Here is a 20,063-nt window from a genome sequence, read left to right as displayed (position 1 = left end):
CCGGAAGGGCGAGCGCCGAGAACGCGTTCGACCCCATGATGTCGCCGTCCGGATCTTGATCGATCGCGGCCTGGTAGTCGTCCACGCCTCCCCGACGGACAATGACATCGCCGGGGACATCCCCTCCTCCGGGAGGTAGTACACACCGCGATCGGCTCGAGAACCAGCAGTTCGACGTGTCCGTCGCGCGCTCGGTTTCGCGGGGAAATCACCGCCGGCGCGGTTCAGTCGAAGGGGTCGACCAGGTCGTCCTCGGCACCATGACCGGCCAGCTCGGCTTTGACCACACGGTAGGCCGTCGACTGGCCGTAGCCGCGGCGGGCCAGCATGCCGACGAGGCGGCGGATCGTCTTGTCGCGGTCCAGGTCTCGGGGCAGGGAACGTAGTTTGCGGCGGACCAGGTCGGCGGCGCGGGATTCCTCGTCGTCGTCGGTGATGGCGGCCAGAGCGGGCGCGACATCCGACTGCGCGACGCCCTTGCGGCGGAGTTCCAGTGCGAGCGCCTGTTTGCCTTTGCCGGAGAAGGTGTGGCGGGAGTGCACCCATTGTTCGGCGAACGCAGCGTCATCGATGAGGCCTACTTCGGTGAGGCGATCGAGCGCACGATCACTCACCTCGGGTGGGTACCCCTTGGCCGTCAGGTGCTGGACGAGCTCGGCGCGGCTGCGGGCGCGGACGGCGAGTAGGCGAAGGCATACGTCCTTCGCCTGCTCGGCCGTCCCGCCACCGGATCCGACCCCTCGGCTGTCGGACCGTTCTGGGCCAGCTGGCTGGGAGTCGTCGCACAACATCGCGTTTCGACGCTCACGCTTGGGCCCGGCCGAACGCGCCCGCTGCGGATCGGACGCGTTCGACCGGGTTTCCATGGTGTCCGGCCCAGCCGAACCACCTTCGGCCCTCCGGACTCGTTCAGGTTCCTGGCCACCGGTCCGCGAGTCGGCTGACCGGCCGGCGGCGGACAGGAGTTCGTCCAACCGGCGCCGCATCTCGTGCACCGCGTCGGACCGTGACCCCTCGGGCGCGGCCCGGCGCGGTCCGGGCGAACGTCGGCCGTTCATCGGCTCAGAAATCGGCGGGCACCTCAGCGGCAGCCTGCTCCGCGGTCACGTCGGCGCCGATGCCGAGCTTCTCCTTGATCTTCTTCTCGATCTCGTCGCGCACGTCGATGTTCTCCAGCATGAACTTGCGGGCGTTCTCCTTGCCCTGGCCGAGCTGGTCGCCCTCGTAGGTGTACCAGGAGCCGGACTTGCGGATGAAGCCGTGCTCGACACCCATATCGATGAGCGACCCCTCCTTGGAGATGCCGTGCCCGTAGAGGATGTCGAACTCGGCCTGCTTGAACGGCGGCGAGACCTTGTTCTTCACGACCTTCACGCGGGTGCGGTTGCCGACCGCGTCGCTGCCGTCCTTGAGCGTCTCGATGCGGCGCACATCCAGGCGCACCGACGCGTAGAACTTCAACGCCTTACCGCCTGTGGTGGTTTCCGGCGAGCCGAACATCACGCCGATCTTCTCGCGCAACTGGTTGATGAAGATCGCGGTGGTGCCGGAGTTGTTCAGCGCACTGGTCATCTTGCGCAGCGCCTGGCTCATCAGGCGGGCCTGCAAACCGACGTGGCTGTCGCCCATCTCGCCCTCGATCTCGGCGCGCGGCACCAGCGCGGCCACCGAGTCGATGACGATGATGTCGATGGCGCCGGAGCGGACCAGCATGTCGGCGATCTCCAGAGCCTGCTCACCGGTGTCGGGCTGGGAGACCAGCAGCGCGTCGGTGTCGACGCCGAGCTTGCGCGCGTAATCGGGATCGAGCGCGTGCTCGGCGTCGATGAACGCCGCCACACCGCCCGCGGCCTGCGCGTTGGCCACTGCGTGCAGTGCGACAGTGGTCTTACCCGAGGATTCCGGACCGTAGATCTCGACGACCCGGCCGCGCGGCAGGCCGCCGATGCCCAGCGCTACGTCCAGCGCGATGGAGCCGGTGGGGATCACCGAGATGGGCTGGCGGGCCTCCTCGCCGAGGCGCATGACCGCGCCCTTGCCGAAGCTCTTCTCCACCTGGGCCAGCGCGAGCTCGAGCGCCTTGTCGCGGTCGTACGCCTGTGGTGCCATGATCCTGATCCCCTTTTCGACGGGTAGGTCTCGTTCTGTGGTTGGCGCCTACAGTAGAGGGCGGCACCGACAAGTTCTGCCGTCAAGATTAGACGAACACGTGTTCGAGTCAAGCAACGCGCCCGGCAACGCGCGAACGGGGTTTGCGAGAACGGCGAAGTCCCCGCCGCCACCGTTTCGCGAGGTGGCGACCCCCGACCCCCCGACTCCCCCGACCAGGAGGACGCCATTCCGCGTGGATGGTCCATCCACAACCGGGTACGTCGACAACGTTCGCTCCTACTGCTGGGGCAGCACCGATTCGCCTTCCGGATCCCGGGGTCCGAGGATGCGTCGGTCGGATTCCTCGATCCGGACGTCGTTGATGCTCGCCTCACGACGGGACATCAGCCCGTCCGGTGCGAACTCCCACAGCTCGTTGCCGTAACTGCGCCACCACCGGCCGGACGCGTCGTGCCATTCGTACTGAAACCGCACGGCGATGCGGTTTCCCTCGAATGCCCACAGGTCCTTGCGCAGCGCGTAACCGTTCTCGGTCGCCCACTTCCTGGTCAGAAACTCCACGATGGCGTCACGGCCGGTGAAGAACTCGGCGCGGTTGCGCCACACCGAGTCCTCGGTGTAGGCGGCGGCGACCCGCTCCGGATCGCGGGTATTCCAGGCATTTTCAGCCGCCCGCACCTTGGCCTTGGCGGATTCCGCGTCGAACGGGGGCAGCGGAGGTCGCATCGGGCGACTCCCTTCTTATAGTGATGGATTGGTGGGCGAGAGTTCGGCAGGCCCCCAGCGCAGCGCTCCCGCGCGGCGTTCGATCACCTCGTCGACGGTGAAGTCGATGGAGCACTGCGCACCTGCGGCGAATGTCTCTGGTGCCCAGGTCAATTCGGCGGAGCCGGTGATCTGGAGTGAGGCGCCGGTGGTCCAGTCCGGGATCAGGATTCCGCAACGGGGGTTCACCTCGATATTGCCGAGGGTCATGAACATCGAGTTGCCGCGGTAGTCCGGCCAGCGCAGCCGAGTGGGCGAAAGCACCTGCAAGAAGCCCGGATTCCCACCGCGATGCGAAGCGTCGGCGTTCCCGTCCGCATCGGCGGACGCCACGAAGAACGTGTCGGCCGCCGTGATCGCGGCTCGCTGGCTTGCGACCAGCTCGACGCCGTGGCGCACCGCCGGTAGCTCGGCATCCGGCGCATAGCTCTCGATCTCCCTGCGAGAGATGTACTTCGGGCAGTTCGAGTACACCTGGTCGGTGACGATGCGCAAGCACTCGCCCTCCGGCGTCGACCTGCCGTTGACCCGCATCCGCCTGCGCCGCTGGGGTTGCAGGGCGATCATGCCGATGCGGGCGGAATGCGCCAAGACCTCACGCAGTGGGTCGCCCGCGGCGGGCCGTGCGCCGATGGCGATCGTCGCGGCGTCGACCGCACGCACAAAGCCCGGCGGCCCGACCAGTTCACTCGCCCACAGCCTGCCCGCCGCGTCGGCGGCCGCGATCACCACCATCGGCTGTTCGGCAAGGAAGTCGGCGGCGACCGCGGGGATGTCGGGACGGATCATGCGACCGACCCGGTCGGCGATGTGCGCTTGGCCCATTCGGCGCTGAACAGCGACCTCGCCGGGATGGAACGGGACCATCGCGATTCTCCTTGTCGCTTGTGCGGCCTGACGAGGTGGGATCAGAAGAACCCGCAGGTCGGGGCGGCACCGCTGGGCGCAGGGGCGGTTTCGGCGCCGCTGGGCGCGTAGACCTCGAGCCGGATGCCGTCGGGGTCGGTGAAGAAGATGCCGCCCGAGGCGACGCCCTCGCCGTGCGCCACCACACCGTCGTAGGCGAAGGTGACCGACAGTTCGCGCAGCACCCGCTCGACCACGCGCACCTGGTCGAGGCTGTCTACCTGGAACGAAAGATGGTGCAGCCCAGGCTTTTCAGTAGAGAAGGCGCCGTCGCTCTGTTCCCACAATGTGACCACGAGTTTGCCGCCTGCACCGAGGAATGCCCAGCGGCGGTCACCGTCGGTGCTCGCGGCGAGTTGCTCGAAGCCCAGTGCACGGCGATAGAAGTCCACCGAGCGGTTCAGGTCGGAGACGTTCAGGCCGATGTGCCCGGTGGCGAGCTGGGGTGCGGCGACCGTGGTCATGTGTTCCTCCTCGGAATGTTCAACCGTTATTGCCTGTTTGACTGGTTAGAACATAGCCGACGCCGACGAGCATAGTCAACCGTTAATAGATGTTTAAACGGTTACAAAGGAGGTGGTCTACCTGGACATCGGCGCGGACTCGATACCCTCAGTCATGCCCGATCCACGCCCCCACCTCGGTGAACCGCTGGCGCTCGACCTGCTGAACACGAGATGGATCGAGCACGGACCACAGGATCTGCTGACCGACGTGGCCGGGTTGGGCATCTGGTTGGAATCGGCGGGTCTCGCCGACCGCGCGCGCGCCGACGAGGCGACGCTGAAAGCCGTGCTCGCCGCCCGCACGGCCGTGTACGACGTGGTCGTGCACGCCGCCCACCATGGCCTCGACGAGGTGCTCGAACACGGGCGGATCCGGCGCACGCTCACCGAGTCCGGACCCGCCGATGTGGTCGATGTGCCCGAAAAGAGCTGGATACCCGGCTGGCTGGCCGCCGACAACTTGCTGCACCTGCTGCGCGAGGCGCCCGACCGGATTCGCCAGTGCGCGCATCCGGAGTGCGTGCTGTTCTTCTACGACACCTCGAAGAACGGCACCCGGCGCTGGCACTCGATGGCGACCTGCGGCAATCGCACGAAGGCCGCCCGGCACTACGCGAAAAAAACCTGAGGCTCAGAACAATTCGTCGAGCAGCCGATAGTACGCGAGGCGGCGAGGGTCCGGCTCGATCGCACCATAAGCCGCGAAGAAGGCCGCCACCGCCGCCTCGCCGAAGTCCTCGCGCAGATCACGCACGGCGATCGCCACATCCCGATACCGATCGGCCACGCCGAGCGCGGCGACATCGAGCAGAATCTCGCCGTCCAGCACATTCGCCGGAGTGAAATCACCGTGCGCCACCACCAGATCCTCGTGGTCCGGACGTTCGGCAAGCAGCCGCGCCAGCAGGTCCGCCGGGTTGGAGCCCTGGTTGTCGTCGTCGAAATCGGCGGTATCGACAAGACCTTCGATCACCTGGCGGCGCGCCTGCGTCAAGACGACGTCCAAGCGGCCGTCGAACGGGCACTCATCGATCGGAATGCCGTGCAGCCGCCGCAGGATCGAGCCCATGACAGTGCCGATCGCGGCCGGCTCTTCGGAGCTGTCGCGCGCGGCCAGGCTAGGCGCACCCGCGTCGGCGAGCACCAGCACGTCGTCCTCGAATGCCACCACCTCTGGCAGGCGAATCCCGCGGTCGCGCAACCAGTTCAGGCGCTCGTGCTCGGCGACCGCCTTCGGACCGCGCTTCAGCCAGTAGGCGCTGTCGACGAGCACGACACCACCGCTCATGCCCTCGTGATCGTCCGACCAGGTGGGCGCCTCGCCGAGTAGCGAGGCGACCGTGGGCGGCAACGGGATCGGCAGCTCACCGAGGGTGTCCAGGGCCGCGCGGGTGGATTCGATCTCCTCGGAGTCGCCTTCGGCGGCGCGCAGTTCCATCGCCTCCACCAGCAGCGTATGCGCTTCGCGCAGCTGGTTCCGCTCGGCCAACGCCTTACCCAGGTGCTGGACGGCGAAGGAAAGCACCTCCGGCACGGACGCACGGGCGTGCTCGACGGCGCGGCGATAGAGCCTCTCGGCCGTGACAGCATCGCCTCGATAACGGTAGACGTCCCCCAGATTGATCCACACGGTGATTCGACGCTGCTCGGTGTCCACCAACTCCAGCGCACGATCGAGGTGGTCGAGCGCCTCGTCGTAGCGACCGAGGAGCATCAGCTCGATACCGGTTTGCCGGAAACCCGCGAAGTCGACGGGATGAGCGTGCACCACCCGGGCGGCCAAGCGCTCCGGATCCAGCGGGATCATCCGACGCCGCTCGTCGAACCGATAGAGCGGCCCGCCCTGATCGACCTGCCCGGTGGCGCTCACCAGCGCGCCCTCGGTACGTCGAACTCCGCGCACAGCGCGCGCCACACGTCCCGCGGATCCACACCCGCCTCGATGGCGGCGGCTCCGGTGCGGCCTCCGAGCGCGAGGACCACGTGATCGGTCAGCAGGGCGTCGCCTCGCGCCACACCGAACTCGGTGTGCAACAGTTCCTGGAACTCGGTCAACCGCACCGTGCCCAAGATACTCCCGGCAAGGGGCACACCACGGAGAGGGCTTCTCGGCGTTTTGCCGCGGCCATATGCCACTCGTCAGGTTTGGACGGGGTGGAGGGTCCGGCGGCAGAGGGCGACGGGGTCTTCGAGAGCGGTCGCTGTGGCGGCTGCTTCGGCGGCCGCGGCGGAGTAACGCGGGTCGGTGAGAATTTCCTGGACCGCGGCACGGAGGGCGTCGGGCGACAGCGGGCGGACGAGTATCGAACTTCCTTGGCGGGCAGCGCGATTCGCAAGTTCCCACTGGTCGCCGCCACCCGGAACGGTGACGACCGGGACGCCCGCGGAAAGGGATTTGGCGAGCAAACCATGGCCGCCGCCTCCGACGACCACGGAGGCGTGGGTGAGCAGCTCGTCCTGACGGCCGAGACCCGCGGTTGCCCACGGAGGCAGGTTGGCAGGCGGAGTATCCAGCATCGAGATCGCCACCCGGACACCGGTTCCATCGAGGGCCGCCAGCACGGTCTCGACCATGCCCGCGACGCCGGTGTGGGCGGTCGAGGGGGCGACCATCACCAGCGGCCCGTCCCCGGCTGGAAGGTCGAGGATCGCGTCGGTGGGCTCCCACAAGAGCGGACCGACAACGTGCGTGGATTCCGGCCAATCGGGGCGTGACACCTCGAGGGCGGGCAGAGTGGCGATCAGGCGAGCGGCGGGGCCGGGGTCGGTGGAGGGGAGACCGACGCTCTCGCGTGCCTGCTCGCGCTGGAGTCGCCCGTGGCGGATCGCGCGCGAGGTCATGGTCCGCAGCACACCGTCGCGCACCCGCCCGCTCAGGCCCGCGCCCGGAGCAAGCCCGCTTCCGATGGGCGGCAACGCCTTCGACGGCAGATACAGCGGATGCGGTGACAGTTCCACCCATGGCACGCCGAGCCGTTCGGCGGCCATCCCGCCGCCGGCGGTCAGCACATCGGAGACCACCAACTCGGGCAGCATGGCGCTCAGGTCGGGCAGGATCTCGGTGGAGATGTGGGCGGCCCGCTCGTGGATGCGCTGCCCGGCGTCGGCGTCATCGTCCGTCGGTCGCGGCGCCAGACCCTTGAGTCTGCGCACGCCGATCCCGGCTCCGAGCGCCGCATCGAACCAGCGCGGGCCGGTGAACAAGACCGGCTCGTCCCCGGCCGCCAAAAACCGCAAGCACAACGCGATAGCTGGAAAAGCATGCCCGGGATCGGGCCCCGCGACAACGGCTACTCGCATCCGCCTAGCCTGCCACACCAGCCCGTGGTCGGATCGCACCCACGTCACACGTGGTCACCCGCTCGTCGCGGCCCGGATTGCCGAGACGTACCGGACGCCGGTGGTTCCACCAGTCGACATCCGAGGGCCGGGCGGAACCATCCGCGCACCGACCTCTCCCGCAGGGATCAGCCGCCGAAGTAGAAAAGTTCGACGCCGACGGCACGCTCGGCCGGGAAGCCATCCTTGGGCCCGGTCGCCATGTCGACCACCGCGCGCACCTGGTCGGCGATCGGCTCCGGACTGAGAACCTCCAGGTAGCGGCGATGCGCGGCGAGCGAGGCGGCAGCCTGGTCGATGGTGTCCGTGACGTCCACGGCATGCGTGGCAGTGGGACCGACGACGGCCGCCCACCGAGCCGCCCACGGCTTGTGGTCGGCGAGCTCGGGGAAGATCCATTCGTTGCCCGCGTCCGAGATGGCGTCCAGCGCAGCGCGGCCGACGGCCCGATGATCGGCGCTGTTGGCATAGCCCGGCGCCCAGGCGTCACCGAAGTGGAACAACACCACCATCTCCGGCTGGTGTCGGCGGATCGCGGCGGCCAGATCGCGGCGCAGTTCCAGGCTCTCCCGCACCCGACCGTCCGGGTAGCCGAGGAACTCCACCTTCCGGACGCCGACCACCTGGGCCGCCGCGATCTCTTCGGCCTCGCGCAGCGGACCCGACTCGACAGGCGGCAGCCCGGCGATCCCCGCCTCCCCGCTGGTCACCAGCACATAGCGAATGTCCTTGCCCTGCCCGGTCCAGCGCGCGACCGCCGCGGCGGCACCGTATTCGATATCGTCGGGATGCGCGACGATCACCAGACCGCGCTGCCAGTCTTCGGGAACATGCTGCACGAGAACCCATTCAAGCACTACCGACACGGCGAGGGCCGCCCGGCGCCCGGATCGGACGGCGCACGGCCCGTCCCGCCTGGTCGCGCTACAGCTTGCTCACCGTGGAGTCGTCCGAGCCCGATACCGCCTTGTACAACAGGTACAACCCGAACACGATCGCACTGATCACCAGGATGGGAATCAGCCCCTTGATCAGCGCACCGATCACGACCAGCGCGATCCAGACGACCGCGACGATACCGATGATCTTCCACAACATGTCGTGCCTCCCATAAGTCTGTGTTTCCGTTCGAGCATGACACCTGGCCGCATACAAATCAGCAGGTGAGACGGGATATCCGGGTGAAGTTCATGGTTCACCCTGATACTTCGCCATCACCATCTGGCCGACGCCGATGTGATCACCAGCCCAGGCCGCCCAGCCCAGCGGCAGGAGAAGAAAACCTACCTATTGGTAACAGATCATTCGCTCTGTTATCGTGCGAGCATGCCCAGGCCACGCGTGCACGACCTCGACGACATCCTCGATGCCGCCGAACGGTTGGCGGTGGAGGGCGGCCCGAGTACGGTGACGATCCGAGCGGTGGCCGCGGCCACCGCGGTGTCCAACGGCGCGATCTACCACGCATTCGGTTCCCGGGGCGGACTGGTCGGGCGCGCGTGGTTGCGCGCCGCCCGCCGGTTTCTCGACCTGCAGCAGGCGGCCATCGACACCGCACTCGCACCTGCATCCCAGGATGGTCGGGCGGCTGCCGTCGACGCGGTGGTCGCAGCCGCCGACGCCCCGGCGGTATTCGCCGAGCAGTTCCCTCGCTCGTCGCAGTTGCTGCTCCACGTGCGTCGTGACGAGCTGCTCGGCTCCGGCGTTCCCGAGGACGTCGCGGACGAGCTGGCGCGGCTGGACTCCGTTCTTGTCGACCTGTTCATCCGACTGGCAGGAACTTTGTGGGGACGCGCGGACGGGCCGGCCGTCGAGGTGGTCGAGGCATGCGTCGTCGGCCTTCCCACCGGCCTGTTGTTGCGCGGGCATCGGACGCCGAACCCCGCGATGCGCCGGCGCCTGGAAACGGCCGTACGCGCCATCCTCTCCCTGGACCCACCACCACCACGAAAACGACAGAGCGACAACGAAAAAGGATCACACTGATGACTGCCACCCTCACCTACCGAGACAAGATCGCCGTCGTCGACCTCGGAGACGACGAGAACAGGTTCTCCCCCGGGTGGCTCGACACCGTCGACCAACTCCTCGACGAGGCACAGCAGAACGGTGCGCAGGCGCTGGTCACCACGGCGACGGGCAAGTTCTACTCCAACGGACTCGACCTGGAGTGGCTGATGTCGCACGGCGACCAGGCCGAACGGTACGTCGGGCACGCACAGGCACTGTTCAGCCGCATTCTGACCTGTCCGTTGCCGACCGTCGCGGCGGTCAACGGGCACGCATTCGGCGCGGGCGCGATGCTCGGAATCGCCCACGACTACCGGGTAATGCGCGCCGGCCGTGGCTACTACTGCTTCCCCGAGGTCGATATCCACATTCGTTTCACCCCAGGGATGGCAGCTCTGATCCAAGCCAAGCTGACACCACAGACCGCGATGACCGCCATGGCCACCGGCCACCGCTATGGCGCGACCGAGGCGCACGCCAGCGGGCTGGTCGACCACACAGCACCGGAAGGTGCCGTGCTCGACACCGCCATAGAACTCATCCGGCCAATCGCGGGGAAAGACCCGGCTACCCTCGGCGCCATCAAATCCACCATGTTCGCCTCGGCTGTCGCCGCGCTGGCGCAAAGCCCGGTCTGATCCTGTCCCGGAGCGGTTTCCGATGCCGCGTCGAGGGTAGGACGCAGGCGTGACCTCCACTTCCACCGATACCAGGACCGCAGCACCGCGTCGCGTGCCGAAGGGGAGCCTGCTATGGGAACTGGTCCGCACCACCGATCACAAAAAGATCGGGATCCTGTATCTCGTCACCGCGACCGGGCTGTTCCTCGTCGGCGGACTGATGGCGTTGCTGATGCGCGCCGAGTTGGCTGCGCCGGGCATGCAGTTCCTGTCCAGCGAACAGTACAACCAGCTGTTCACCATGCACGGGACGGTCATGCTGTTGCTCTACGCGACACCGGTGTTGTTCGGATTCGCGAATTTCGTGCTGCCCTTGCAGATCGGATCGCCTGACGTTGCGTTTCCGCGGCTCAACGCGCTCGCCTACTGGTTGTACCTGTTCGGCTCGGCCGTACTGCTTGCCGGATTCCTGACTCCCGGTGGCGCCGCCGATTTCGGGTGGACAGGCTACGTACCGCTGTCCCTCAGCACGAGTTCACCCGGTAGCGGCGCGGATTTGTGGATGGCCGGATTGATCGCCTCCGGCATCGGGACGATCCTGGGGGCGGTCAATATGACCACGACCATTGTCTGCCTGCGCGCACCCGGGATGACGATGTTCCGTATGCCGATCTTCACCTGGAACATTTTGTTCACCAGTGTGCTTGTGCTGCTGGCATTTCCGGTGCTTACCGCCGGCTTGGCAGGGCTCTACGTCGACCGGCACCTCGGCGGCCACATTTTCGATCCCGGCACCGGCGGCCCGGTGTTGTGGCAGCACTTGTTCTGGTTCTTCGGACATCCCGAGGTCTACATCGTGGCACTGCCGTTCTTCGGCATCGTCTCGGAGATTCTGCCGGTCTTCAGCCGCAAGCCGATCTTCGGATACGCCGGATTGGTCTTCGCGTCCGCCGCGATCACCGGCCTGTCGATGGCGGTATGGGCTCACCATATGTTCGCGACCGGGGCGGTGTTGCTTCCGTTCTTCTCCGCTATGTCGATGCTCATCGCGGTGCCGACCGGTATCAAGTTCTTCAACTGGATCGCCACCATGTGGCGGGGACAGCTCACCTTCGAGACGCCGATGCTGTTCTCGGTCGGCTTCCTGGTGACCTTCCTGTTCGGCGGGTTGTCCGGCGTCGTACTCGCCTCCCCGCCTCTGGACTTCCACGTCACCGACACGTATTTCGTGGTAGCCCATATGCATTACGTATTGTTCGGCACCATCGTCTTCGCCACGTTCGCCGGTATCTATTTCTGGTTTCCCAAGATGAGCGGGCGCATGCTCGATGAACGCCTCGGGCGGTGGCACTTCTGGCTGACCCTCGTCGGCTTCCACACCACCTTCCTAGCCCACCACTGGCTGGGAGCGGCGGGCATGCCGCGCCGCTACGCCGACTATCTGCCCTCGGACGGTTTCACATCGCTCAATGCGATCTCCTCGGCCGGTGCGCTCACGCTCGCCGTTTCGATGCTGCCGTTTCTGTGGAACATCATGACCGGCTACCGCTTCGGCCCAGTCGTCTCCGGCGAAGACCCGTGGGGCAATGCCAACTCTCTGGAATGGGCCACTACTTGCCCACCGCCCCGGCACAATTTCCTCCGCCTGCCGACGATCAGGTCGGAGCGCCCGGCCTTCGAACGGCACTACCCGCACATGGTCGACCGAATCCGAGGAGAGAAGTACGCTCATCAGCTCGGATAATGCCACCGGCACGCTCACAGGTCCTGCTTGTGCCGCCAATCCCGCACGGCGTCACGCACCCGATCGAACAACGCCAAGGGCGGACCAGCCACCAGGTTCGCCAGCGCGGACTCCCCGGCGTGCGGATGCGGGCGGGTGGGGGCGACCGCCTCGGCCGCGCGCACCGACCCGGCCATGCGCTCCAGCTGATGGGACGAATACTGGTTGCGCAGCATGGTGAACTCCTCGGCCTCCTCGTGCGCGGCGTGGGCGGCTACCGCATCGGCGAACCCCGCGAGCTTCGCGTCGAAGTCGGGGTGCTCGACGCCGAGATCGTAGAGTTCCGAGAGGGCACGCTTGGCCTCGTTCTCCTCTTCCAGCCGGGGGCGCACGACGTCGTCGGCGCCGAACCTGGCTCGCCGGGCAACCGGGTGCACGACCTCCTCCTCGGCGCTTTCGTGCACGGCAAGCAGCCGGACCAATTCGGTGAACACTTCCTGTTTCGCGTCGTGCCCTGCCCGCAACCGCCGCAGCAGGGTAGTGATCTGTTCGTGCTGGGCGGTGAGCAGATCGACCACATCCTGTTCGGTCATCGTGCTTCTCATTTCTGCCGAGACGGAACGAACTCCTGTGCTTTGGTTTTGGCGCCCTGCACTATCAGGCGCCACCCGTCGGGGTCGCCGCGCAGTACCGCTTCGGCGGTGTCTTTCATCTGCTCCCAGCTGGCATGCGGCGGGATCGGCGGCACCTCGGGATCACAATGCACATCCAGCACCACCGGCCCGTCAAAGCCGAGCGCACGATCCCAGGCCGCACCGAGCTGGTCAGGGTCGTCCACCGTGATCGCCGCCAGTCCGGCACTGCGCGCGATATCGGCGTAGGAGACATCCGGAAGTGTTTGGGATTCATCGAATTTCGGTGCACCACCCATCGCACGCAACTCCCACGTGACCTGGTTGAGGTCATTGTTGTGAAACACGCACACCACCAGTCGCGGATCCGACCAGCGCCGATGATAACGGGCGACGGTGAGCAACTCGGCGAGTCCGTTCATCTGCATCGCGCCGTCACCCACCAACGCGATCACCGGACGATCGGGATGGGCGAACTTCGCGCCGATAGCGTACGGAACGGCCGGCCCCATGGTGGCCAGCGTGCCCGACAACGAACCACGCATCTGTCCACGCAACCGCAAACAACGGGCGTACCAATTGGTCGACGAACCCGAATCCGCTGTCACGATCGCGTTCTCGGGAATGCGTTCCGAAAGCTCCCACACCACCCGCATCGGATTGACCGGCTTCGCCGCTAGCATCGACTGCCGCTCCACCGTCCGCCACCAATGGTCGACGTTCTTCTCCACCGTCTCCCGCCACGACCGATTCGCTTTCCGCTTCAGCAGCGGAAGCAATTCGGCCAACGTGGCTTTCGCGTCACCGACGAGATTCACTTCCGTCGGATACCGCATTCCGATCATCGTGCCGTCGATATCGATCTGCACGCCCCGCGCCTGCCCGAACTCCGGCAGGAACTGGGTATACGGGAAATTCGATCCGACGATCAGCAAGGTGTCGCAGTCACGCATCAGCTCATAGCTCGGTCTGCTGCCCAGCAACCCGATCGGGCCGGTAACGAACGGCAGATCATCGGGTAGCACATCCTTGCCCAGCAACGCCTTCGCCACCCCGGCCCCGGTCCGCTCGGCGACCTCCACTACCTCCCCGGCCGCCGAGCGGGCACCCTGACCGATCAAGATCGCCACCCGCGATCCCGCGTTCAGCACCTCCGCGGCGCGCTCGATGTCCTCCCGCGCCGCGATCACCCGCGTCGCAGAGAATCCCGGCGGGCTGGACGGCACCTGCTTGAACGCATGCGTGGGCGGCTCGTATTCCTCTTCCTGCAGATCGGAAGGAATGATCACCGCCGTCGGCGCGCGACGGAACGCCGCGGTACGAAACGCACGATCCAATGCGTTGGGCAGCTGATCGGAGACATTCACCTCGACCAGAAAGTCGGCGGCGACATCCTTGAACAAACTTTGCAGGTCCACTTCCTGCTGATAACTGCCCCCCATAGCACTACGCGCGGTCTGCCCCACTATCGCCACGACCGGAACATGATCACACTTCGCGTCGTACAACCCATTCAACAGGTGGATCGCGCCAGGGCCGGACGTCGCCATACACACCCCCACCTCACCGCTGAACTTCGCATAACCCGTCGCCTCGAAAGCCGCCATCTCCTCATGACGAGCCTGGACGAACGCAGGACCGTCATCCTCCGCGCGGCCCATCGCCGCCACCAAGCCATTGATCCCGTCACCGGGATAACCGAAGACCTGACGAACCCCCCACTCCCGAAGACGCTCCACCACGTAGTCCCCGACCTGCTGCGCCATTGGCTCCTCCTCCGTATCCGGCCGGCCGCGCTTGTCGCCAGCCGAATACCCGACAACCAGCAGGCCAATCAAGGGTGTGCCCGCCCTCCCGGCGTGTGTTCCGCGAGTAGGCGGTGGCGCGACCGAGGACCGCGGTACCGCTTGAACGATCGGTTGCGGCCGTGCCGCAGCGCGAGCACTTCGGCCACCGCACCGCGGTGAAGTGCTCGGTGGCGCGGCGGCGGAGCACGACTATCGGCCTCGACAACGCCGACAGTTGACCACTTGCCGCTCTGCGACTATGGCTTTGTCGGATTACCCGGCGGAGTCGAGGAGTCGCTTCGGTGCGAGCTTTTGGCTATCCGTCCCCCTAGCAAAGAGCGGCCGACGCATGGGGCAGCACCGGCCGACATCACGGCCGGTGCCACCCCGTGCGGGCGGCGGATCACCGCCGACGACAGTCGGGGTCATCGACCCCCTGGGTGTCGATGAGCTGCTCGCGCACGGCGTCGGAGTCGATTCGGCTGTCCTCGACCTCGTCGACATCGAGGCAGACCCGCTCGGCCCGCCCCGATTCGTTGTTCACCATCATCCGATCGTTGCGCAGGGTGACCTCGGCTTCTTGCTCGCCGATGTCGTAAGGACGGAAGGTGTACGGGTCGGTCATCGGCTCACGATCGAGCTGCACCTCTTCGCGCCGGGCAGGCACTTCGACAGTCTGCTCCTCGGTCTCCAGGTACCTGCGCATCCGCGCCCTGCCCGCGATCTCCTGCTCGGCACCGAGGTCGAGCCGCTCCTCCGAGCGCACCATACCGGTGTCGGGACGCTGTCGGCCCGGGGCCGGGCTCGCGGCCTGCCGCGGATTCCTGCCGAAGATGTCGCACTCGGACCGATTCGGGTCGATGTCGTAGTGGTCGAACAGTTCGAGCTCGGCCTCCGGACTGATCATCCCGTTGTGTGCCAGATTCGGCGCGGTCTTCACCAAGTCCTTCTTCACCTGCACCTGCAGCGCGCCCGCGTCCCACTGGTGCTGTGCACCGGCCAGCGGCACCAGCGAATCGTCGCTGAACAGCCCGGTGGATACCGCGACCCAGGTAGGCGATCCGGAATCGTTGTCGATATAGACCCGCTTGACCTTGCCGATCTTGTCGCCGCCCGGGTCGTACACAGCGCTGCCGATGAGCGCGTCCAGCATGTCAGTCATTGGTTCCTCCGCGGTTCGTTCGATGCGGTGCGCAGGCCGACGGAACGCGTGCTGTACACCGCGTCTGCTGAGAGTGGTTCAGTCGCTTGTCGATCGCTCGCTCACGTCGAGCCCGGCAGTGCTACGCCGCGCTCTGCGCGCCGGCCGCACCGGGTCCTCTTCGAGGTCACACGTCAGGTATCGACTGATGTCCAGCCGCTGCGTGTCCTGGTCGAGCTGAGATATTCGGTAGGAAACATCAAACATGACGTTGCTCCTGCCCAGTAGTGAATGTTCCCGGCCCGCTTCGGGTCGGACGGTCAGCAACATGGTGGCAACTACCCGGCTATCGGCACGTCAAACAAGAAGTCGGTGGCAATTCGATCAATTCGACGAGGATTCGATCGTGGCGCGCTCTACGGCGACGCCACAGCAAGCGGGTCGGTTCGAGGCTCGCCGCCCTTGGAACAGAATGTCCACAGGGTTGGCCCGTCCGGAGAACGCCGCCACAACGTTTGCCGAAGCTACTCGCGCGAACCCGGCTCAGCGATTTCCGTGCGCGGGGTCGGGTTCCCCGTCGGCCCTCTTGATCAGGATCAGTTCCGAGGGTCGGCTGGTGAACCGGAAGTCCTTGCCGCGGTAGTCGACTTCGCCGTCGGTCGCCAGCGAGACCGGCGCTTCGGCCACCCGCACGTCGAGCCGGACGACCCGGTGATGTACATAAGTGGGAGAGTCTTGCAACCTGCCGGTGACGGTGGCAGCGATCAGCCGCAGCCGCGAGAACGGGACGTCGGCGCGCAGATAGCGGACGTCGAGGGTGCCACCGCGCAATTCCGGGCGCGACATGGGGATCTGGTTGGCGGGCTCGTACCTGCCGTTCCCGATGAACAGCATCCACAGGGCGGTGCGAGTGTCGTCGATGGTGACATGCACCGGCTGGGCGCGGAACAGCACACGTACCATCGCGATTCCCGCGGCGGGCCATTTGCCGATGCGACGCTCCCAGCGTTCCCGGATGCGAACGAAATCGGGGTAGCCACCGAGGCTGGCGGTGTTGACGAAGACACGCTTGTCGGCGCCGTCGACACGCACCTCGGCCACGTCTACGCGGACCGCTTCGCCCGCCTCGAGCGCGGCGAGGGTCCGATCGGCCTCGTCCACTCCGGCGTCCCTGGCGAAATGGTTCAGCGTGCCACCCGCGAAAACGGCAAGGGGCATCCGATGACGCACCGCGCACTCCGCGACGGTGGACACTGTTCCGTCGCCTCCGACCACGCCGAGCGCGACGACGTGATCGTGGCGCAGCCGCTCGTCGACCCGCGCCTCGAAATCGTCGACGCCGTCGAGTTCGAGCACCTCCGCCTCGGAGAGCCGGTCGCGCAGCGACGCAAGCGTGGCATCGCCGTCGCCAGCTCCCGACTGCGGGTTGCCGATCAGCAGCACTCCGGCGCCGGCGTGGATCGGCTCGATCCGCTCGGTCGGCCCGAGCGCCGCGGGTTCGTCGTCGCGCACCGCCCACCACTGCCGGGTGACCAATGCGACCGCCCCACCGAACAGCGCCCCCGCGACCACGTCGGAGGGCCAGTGCACGCCGATGTGCACCCTGGAATAGCCGACCGCGGCAGCGACCGGCGCCACCAACGCTCCCGCCGCGGGCGACTCCAGCGCCAGCCCGGTGGCGAACGCGGCGGCCGAGGCCGAATGCCCCGACGGAAACGACGACGACACCGGCGGAACGACCAACCTGCGAACGAACGGCACGGATTCGTCGGGCGGGCGGCGCCGGGGGAACAGCGGTTTGGCGATCCCATTGGCCACACTGCTGGCGATGCCCAACGCGAGGAGACCGCGGACCGCGCCGCGCCGGGTCGCGCGGTCCCCCGCTACGAACAGGACCGCGCCGAGCACGATCCACAGGCGGTTCTTGTCGGCCGCCGTGCTCAATCCTTTGAGCAGGCGGTCCCCGTGGGTCGGGCGAACGCGCGCGCTGCGGGCGACCAACCAGCGATCCAAGCTGCCTGCCATACCGGCGATACGCCTGCTGCCCGATCCGCGAGTCGAAAGATGCCGCATCGCCGCAGCCTACCGACCGATCAGGCACCGTGTCGGTCGCCCGTCAATTCCTTTGCCAGCACGCGCGATTGCGTACCTCGGGCGACGAACCCACTCGCAGTCCGCACCGTATCCTTTTCAGTGCACGGATGTACTCTGATCTCGAGCGCACAGTACCGTTCAACGGCAACCGGAAAGAGATGATCGATTGATGCAGACACCTCATTCAGCACACAGTCATGCACTGAACCTCAGGTGAGGGTCGGGACCTGATGGAAAACACGAACGAGCTGGCGCAGGAACTCGCGGCCGCGGCGTGGCGGCATGGTTCGGCGATCGCCGGGATCGTCGGCTCCGCCGCGCGCAAGGCGTCGTGGGAGGTGCTCGACCTGATGGCCGAAGGCCGCGAACTGGTGGGTGCGGCGCTGCGCGCTCGAGCCGAGGAACAACGCCACCGAGACCGGTTGCGCTGAGCTGGACCGATCAGATCGGTGGCCGCGGCGACGCGGGCACCGATTGATCGGCAACCTCGGTGAGCGCCTGGGCCCACCCGTCCAGGCGGTCGGACGCATGCCGTAGATCCGCGACGATCGTGTCGAAATTGTGCCGCAGCAGGGTGCTTTCGGGAAGCGCGAGGATACGGCCCGCCGCGGCAACCACCAGTTCATACTCCGCTACCCCGGCGTCGAGTCTGCCGAGGGTGAGGCGCACATTCTCCGTGAGCGCCACCCCCGCAGACGAATTCGAGTAGCCCATCGTGCCGAGTGCCTGCTCCATCGCGGTGATGTCGGCAGCGAGAGCGTGCAACGCCGCGGATCCCGAGGCAGCGGTTTCGAGCAGGTCGGCCAGTTCATCTTCGGGCAGTCGATTCGAGCGCAGGATCTGGGCGCCCAGTCCATGCAATGCCTTCTCCGCGCGCACCAGCCGCCCGATCGGCGGACGGGCGCTCGACCACGGCGGCGGCTGTTTGCGCGGAAGGAACGCCGCCTGCGGCAGCGGAGCACCACGCAGACGCAGATAGCGGCGGGTACTCAAAGCCGCGCCGGTGACCAGCGCGACCGCTCCGCCACCGACCATGACCACGGCCCACACCGGCGCCGAGATGACCGCGAGCCCAACAGTTCCCGCGGTGGTGAGACCGGAAACGGTGCCGAGCTGAAAGCTGCGTCGGCGGACCCTGCGGCGACGACGCAGCTCCCGCTCCCGGGGGTCGGCCCAGCGCCGCACTGCGACAAGTGCGTTCTCGCCGACCTCGCGAATGTTGTCCGGCAGGCTACCCGGCTGCGGCGCCAGAGCGGCCTGCGCCCGGATGATCGCGGACCCGCGGACCCGACGCGCTTCTGGCCGTCGCTCGCGAAATGCACTGCCGCTCATGCCTTTTCTCCCACCGGTTGCGCGGATCGGACGGACGCGCGCCCGATCCGGCCGACGGCCGGCCGGCCGGGTATCCACGCATTGCCGTTCAGTGAACCAGCCCCCACCGACATATCCTTGCCGAGCGTCCGACCGCTGCCTACTGCTGCGCGGTCTGGCCCTTGTTCATTTGCGGCTGCGCCGGATTGGACTGGGTCTGCGCCGGCTTGATAGCGGGCTGGGCGGCGCCACCGGCGGGCAACTGGTCACCGCTCATGGAGGCGCGGATCTGCTCCAGCTTGCTGTGTCCGGCCATCTGGACACTGGCCTGCTGGACCTCGAGCATGCGGCCCTGCACCGTGTTCTGCGCGAGCTCGGCGGCGCCGAGGGCGTTGGCGTAACGGCGCTCGATCTTCTCGCGCACCGCGTCCAGGCTCGGGGTGCTGCCAGGCGCCGACAGCGTGGAATCCATCCGCTGCAGTGACGCGGAGACCTGCTCCTGCATCTTTGCCTGCTCCAGCTGGCTGAGCAGCTTGGTGCGCTCGGCGACCTTCTGCTGCAGCAGCATCGCGTTCTGCTCCACGGCTTTCTTGGCCTGGGCCGCCGCCTGCAGCGACTGGTCGTGCAGGACCTTCAGGTCCTCGACGGACTGCTCGGCGGTGACCAGCTGCGCGGCGAACGCTTCGGCGGCGTTGGTGTACTGGATCGCCTTCTCGGTGTCGCCCGCCGCGGCGGCCTGATCAGCCAGCAGAACGGCCTGGCGCGCGTTGGCATTGAGCTTCTCGACCTCGTCCAGCTGCCGGTTCAGCTTCATCTCCAGCTGACGCTGGTTGCCGATCACCGAAGCGGCCTGCTGCGAAAGAGCCTGATGCTGCCGCTGAGCTTCCTCGATAGCCTGCTGAATCTGAACCTTCGGATCCGCGTGCTCCTCGATCTTGGCATCGAAGAGGGCCATCATGTATTTCCAGGCCTTGACGAACGGATTAGCCATCGATTGATCCCGCCTCCATCTGACACGCCGCGCTTCGGCGCGACTCCAGTGCGCGACCGTCACGCACTCGATATCTGCCTATCCTCCACCATGTGGCACCCGGGCCGGGCGAACCCGGCCCAATCG

21 protein-coding genes are annotated in these 20,063 nt (G+C 66.9%); 5 read left to right on the top strand and 16 right to left on the bottom strand.

Annotated elements, in window-relative coordinates; all coding sequences use genetic code 11:
* Positions 1–224: 224 nt before the first annotated feature.
* From recX to AB0H00_RS04460, 5 genes are all read right to left on the bottom strand, one after another.
* Positions 225–791, bottom strand: a complete 567-nt coding sequence (gene recX / locus AB0H00_RS04480) for a recombination regulator RecX (RefSeq protein WP_357262332.1) — start codon at positions 789–791, stop codon at positions 225–227.
* Positions 792–1,062: 271 nt separating this feature from the next.
* Positions 1,063–2,109 (bottom strand): recombinase RecA, encoded by a 1,047-nt coding sequence (recA, locus tag AB0H00_RS04475; protein WP_357260730.1) that lies wholly within the window; start codon positions 2,107–2,109, stop codon positions 1,063–1,065.
* 279 nt (positions 2,110–2,388) lie between these two features.
* Positions 2,389–2,838 carry a nuclear transport factor 2 family protein gene (locus tag AB0H00_RS04470; protein WP_357260729.1) on the bottom strand — a complete coding sequence of 150 codons (450 nt, stop codon included), beginning with the start codon at positions 2,836–2,838 and terminating at the stop codon, positions 2,389–2,391.
* A 15-nt stretch (positions 2,839–2,853) separates the two neighbouring features.
* A complete protein-coding gene (locus tag AB0H00_RS04465; protein ID WP_357260726.1) occupies positions 2,854–3,744 on the bottom strand; it encodes a pyridoxamine 5'-phosphate oxidase family protein in 891 nt (296 codons plus the stop codon).
* Between the two features lie 41 nt (positions 3,745–3,785).
* Entirely contained in the window at positions 3,786–4,247 is a 462-nt protein-coding gene (locus AB0H00_RS04460) for a VOC family protein (protein ID WP_357260723.1), read from the bottom strand.
* 154 nt (positions 4,248–4,401) lie between these two features.
* Between AB0H00_RS04460 and AB0H00_RS04455 the strand changes: the two genes are divergently transcribed.
* Positions 4,402–4,917 carry a CGNR zinc finger domain-containing protein gene (locus AB0H00_RS04455; protein WP_357260720.1) on the top strand — a complete coding sequence of 172 codons (516 nt, stop codon included), beginning with the start codon at positions 4,402–4,404 and terminating at the stop codon, positions 4,915–4,917.
* Positions 4,918–4,920: 3 nt separating this feature from the next.
* Here the strand turns inward: AB0H00_RS04455 and AB0H00_RS04450 are convergent, their stop codons facing one another.
* The 5 genes from AB0H00_RS04450 to AB0H00_RS04430 form a co-directional block, all read right to left on the bottom strand.
* Positions 4,921–6,159, bottom strand: coding sequence for a phosphotransferase (locus tag AB0H00_RS04450; RefSeq protein WP_357260717.1), 1,239 nt, complete (start codon positions 6,157–6,159; stop codon positions 4,921–4,923).
* Positions 6,156–6,350 carry a DUF3046 domain-containing protein gene (locus AB0H00_RS04445; protein ID WP_357260714.1) on the bottom strand — a complete coding sequence of 65 codons (195 nt, stop codon included), beginning with the start codon at positions 6,348–6,350 and terminating at the stop codon, positions 6,156–6,158. The genes AB0H00_RS04450 and AB0H00_RS04445 overlap by 4 nt, the downstream gene beginning before the upstream one ends.
* Before the next feature lie 78 nt (positions 6,351–6,428).
* The gene (locus AB0H00_RS04440; RefSeq protein ID WP_357260711.1) at positions 6,429–7,589 is read right to left on the bottom strand and encodes a nucleotide disphospho-sugar-binding domain-containing protein; all 1,161 of its coding nucleotides are present in this window, start codon (positions 7,587–7,589) and stop codon (positions 6,429–6,431) included.
* 167 nt (positions 7,590–7,756) lie between these two features.
* The gene (locus AB0H00_RS04435; RefSeq protein WP_357262330.1) at positions 7,757–8,467 is read right to left on the bottom strand and encodes a PIG-L deacetylase family protein; all 711 of its coding nucleotides are present in this window, start codon (positions 8,465–8,467) and stop codon (positions 7,757–7,759) included.
* A gap of 85 nt (positions 8,468–8,552) precedes the next feature.
* A complete protein-coding gene (locus AB0H00_RS04430) occupies positions 8,553–8,726 on the bottom strand; it encodes a hypothetical protein (RefSeq protein ID WP_357260708.1) in 174 nt (57 codons plus the stop codon).
* A 228-nt stretch (positions 8,727–8,954) separates the two neighbouring features.
* Here AB0H00_RS04430 and AB0H00_RS04425 point away from each other — a divergent pair, with 228 nt between their 5' ends.
* Genes AB0H00_RS04425 through ctaD form a run of 3 tightly spaced genes read left to right on the top strand, consistent with a single transcriptional unit; the run spans position 8,955 to position 12,002 of the window.
* On the top strand, positions 8,955–9,614 hold the full coding sequence (locus tag AB0H00_RS04425; RefSeq protein WP_357260705.1) for a helix-turn-helix domain-containing protein: 660 nt from the start codon (positions 8,955–8,957) through the stop codon (positions 9,612–9,614).
* Positions 9,614–10,276: an enoyl-CoA hydratase/isomerase family protein gene (locus AB0H00_RS04420; protein ID WP_357260702.1), complete on the top strand. Its 663-nt coding sequence runs from the start codon at positions 9,614–9,616 to the stop codon at positions 10,274–10,276. The genes AB0H00_RS04425 and AB0H00_RS04420 overlap by 1 nt, the downstream gene beginning before the upstream one ends.
* 49 nt (positions 10,277–10,325) lie before the next feature.
* Positions 10,326–12,002, top strand: coding sequence for a cytochrome c oxidase subunit I (ctaD, locus tag AB0H00_RS04415; protein WP_357260700.1), 1,677 nt, complete (start codon positions 10,326–10,328; stop codon positions 12,000–12,002).
* 14 nt (positions 12,003–12,016) lie between these two features.
* Here the strand turns inward: ctaD and AB0H00_RS04410 are convergent, their stop codons facing one another.
* The 4 genes from AB0H00_RS04410 to AB0H00_RS04395 form a co-directional block, all read right to left on the bottom strand.
* The gene (locus AB0H00_RS04410) at positions 12,017–12,574 is read right to left on the bottom strand and encodes a hemerythrin domain-containing protein (protein ID WP_357260697.1); all 558 of its coding nucleotides are present in this window, start codon (positions 12,572–12,574) and stop codon (positions 12,017–12,019) included.
* Positions 12,575–12,582: 8 nt separating this feature from the next.
* Positions 12,583–14,379, bottom strand: a complete 1,797-nt coding sequence (locus tag AB0H00_RS04405) for a thiamine pyrophosphate-requiring protein (protein ID WP_357260694.1) — start codon at positions 14,377–14,379, stop codon at positions 12,583–12,585.
* Between the two features lie 424 nt (positions 14,380–14,803).
* The gene (locus AB0H00_RS04400; RefSeq protein ID WP_357260691.1) at positions 14,804–15,562 is read right to left on the bottom strand and encodes a PRC and DUF2382 domain-containing protein; all 759 of its coding nucleotides are present in this window, start codon (positions 15,560–15,562) and stop codon (positions 14,804–14,806) included.
* Positions 15,563–16,084: 522 nt separating this feature from the next.
* On the bottom strand, positions 16,085–17,614 hold the full coding sequence (locus AB0H00_RS04395; RefSeq protein ID WP_357260688.1) for a phosphatase PAP2 family protein: 1,530 nt from the start codon (positions 17,612–17,614) through the stop codon (positions 16,085–16,087).
* Positions 17,615–17,865: 251 nt separating this feature from the next.
* Between AB0H00_RS04395 and AB0H00_RS04390 the strand changes: the two genes are divergently transcribed.
* Positions 17,866–18,066: a hypothetical protein gene (locus tag AB0H00_RS04390; protein WP_357260685.1), complete on the top strand. Its 201-nt coding sequence runs from the start codon at positions 17,866–17,868 to the stop codon at positions 18,064–18,066.
* 10 nt (positions 18,067–18,076) lie between these two features.
* Here AB0H00_RS04390 and AB0H00_RS04385 read toward each other — a convergent pair whose 3' ends face one another.
* Positions 18,077–18,967 (bottom strand): hypothetical protein, encoded by an 891-nt coding sequence (locus tag AB0H00_RS04385; protein ID WP_357260682.1) that lies wholly within the window; start codon positions 18,965–18,967, stop codon positions 18,077–18,079.
* A 139-nt stretch (positions 18,968–19,106) separates the two neighbouring features.
* Positions 19,107–19,937, bottom strand: a complete 831-nt coding sequence (locus tag AB0H00_RS04380; protein ID WP_357260680.1) for a PspA/IM30 family protein — start codon at positions 19,935–19,937, stop codon at positions 19,107–19,109.
* Positions 19,938–20,063 lie beyond the last annotated feature (126 nt).

It is taken from the genome of Nocardia sp. NPDC023852, assembly GCF_040639505.1.
Taxonomy (GTDB): Bacteria; Actinomycetota; Actinomycetes; order Mycobacteriales; family Mycobacteriaceae; genus Nocardia.
The sequence above is the reverse complement of the archived record's forward strand: the minus strand, read 5'-3'. Positions and strand labels throughout refer to the sequence as shown.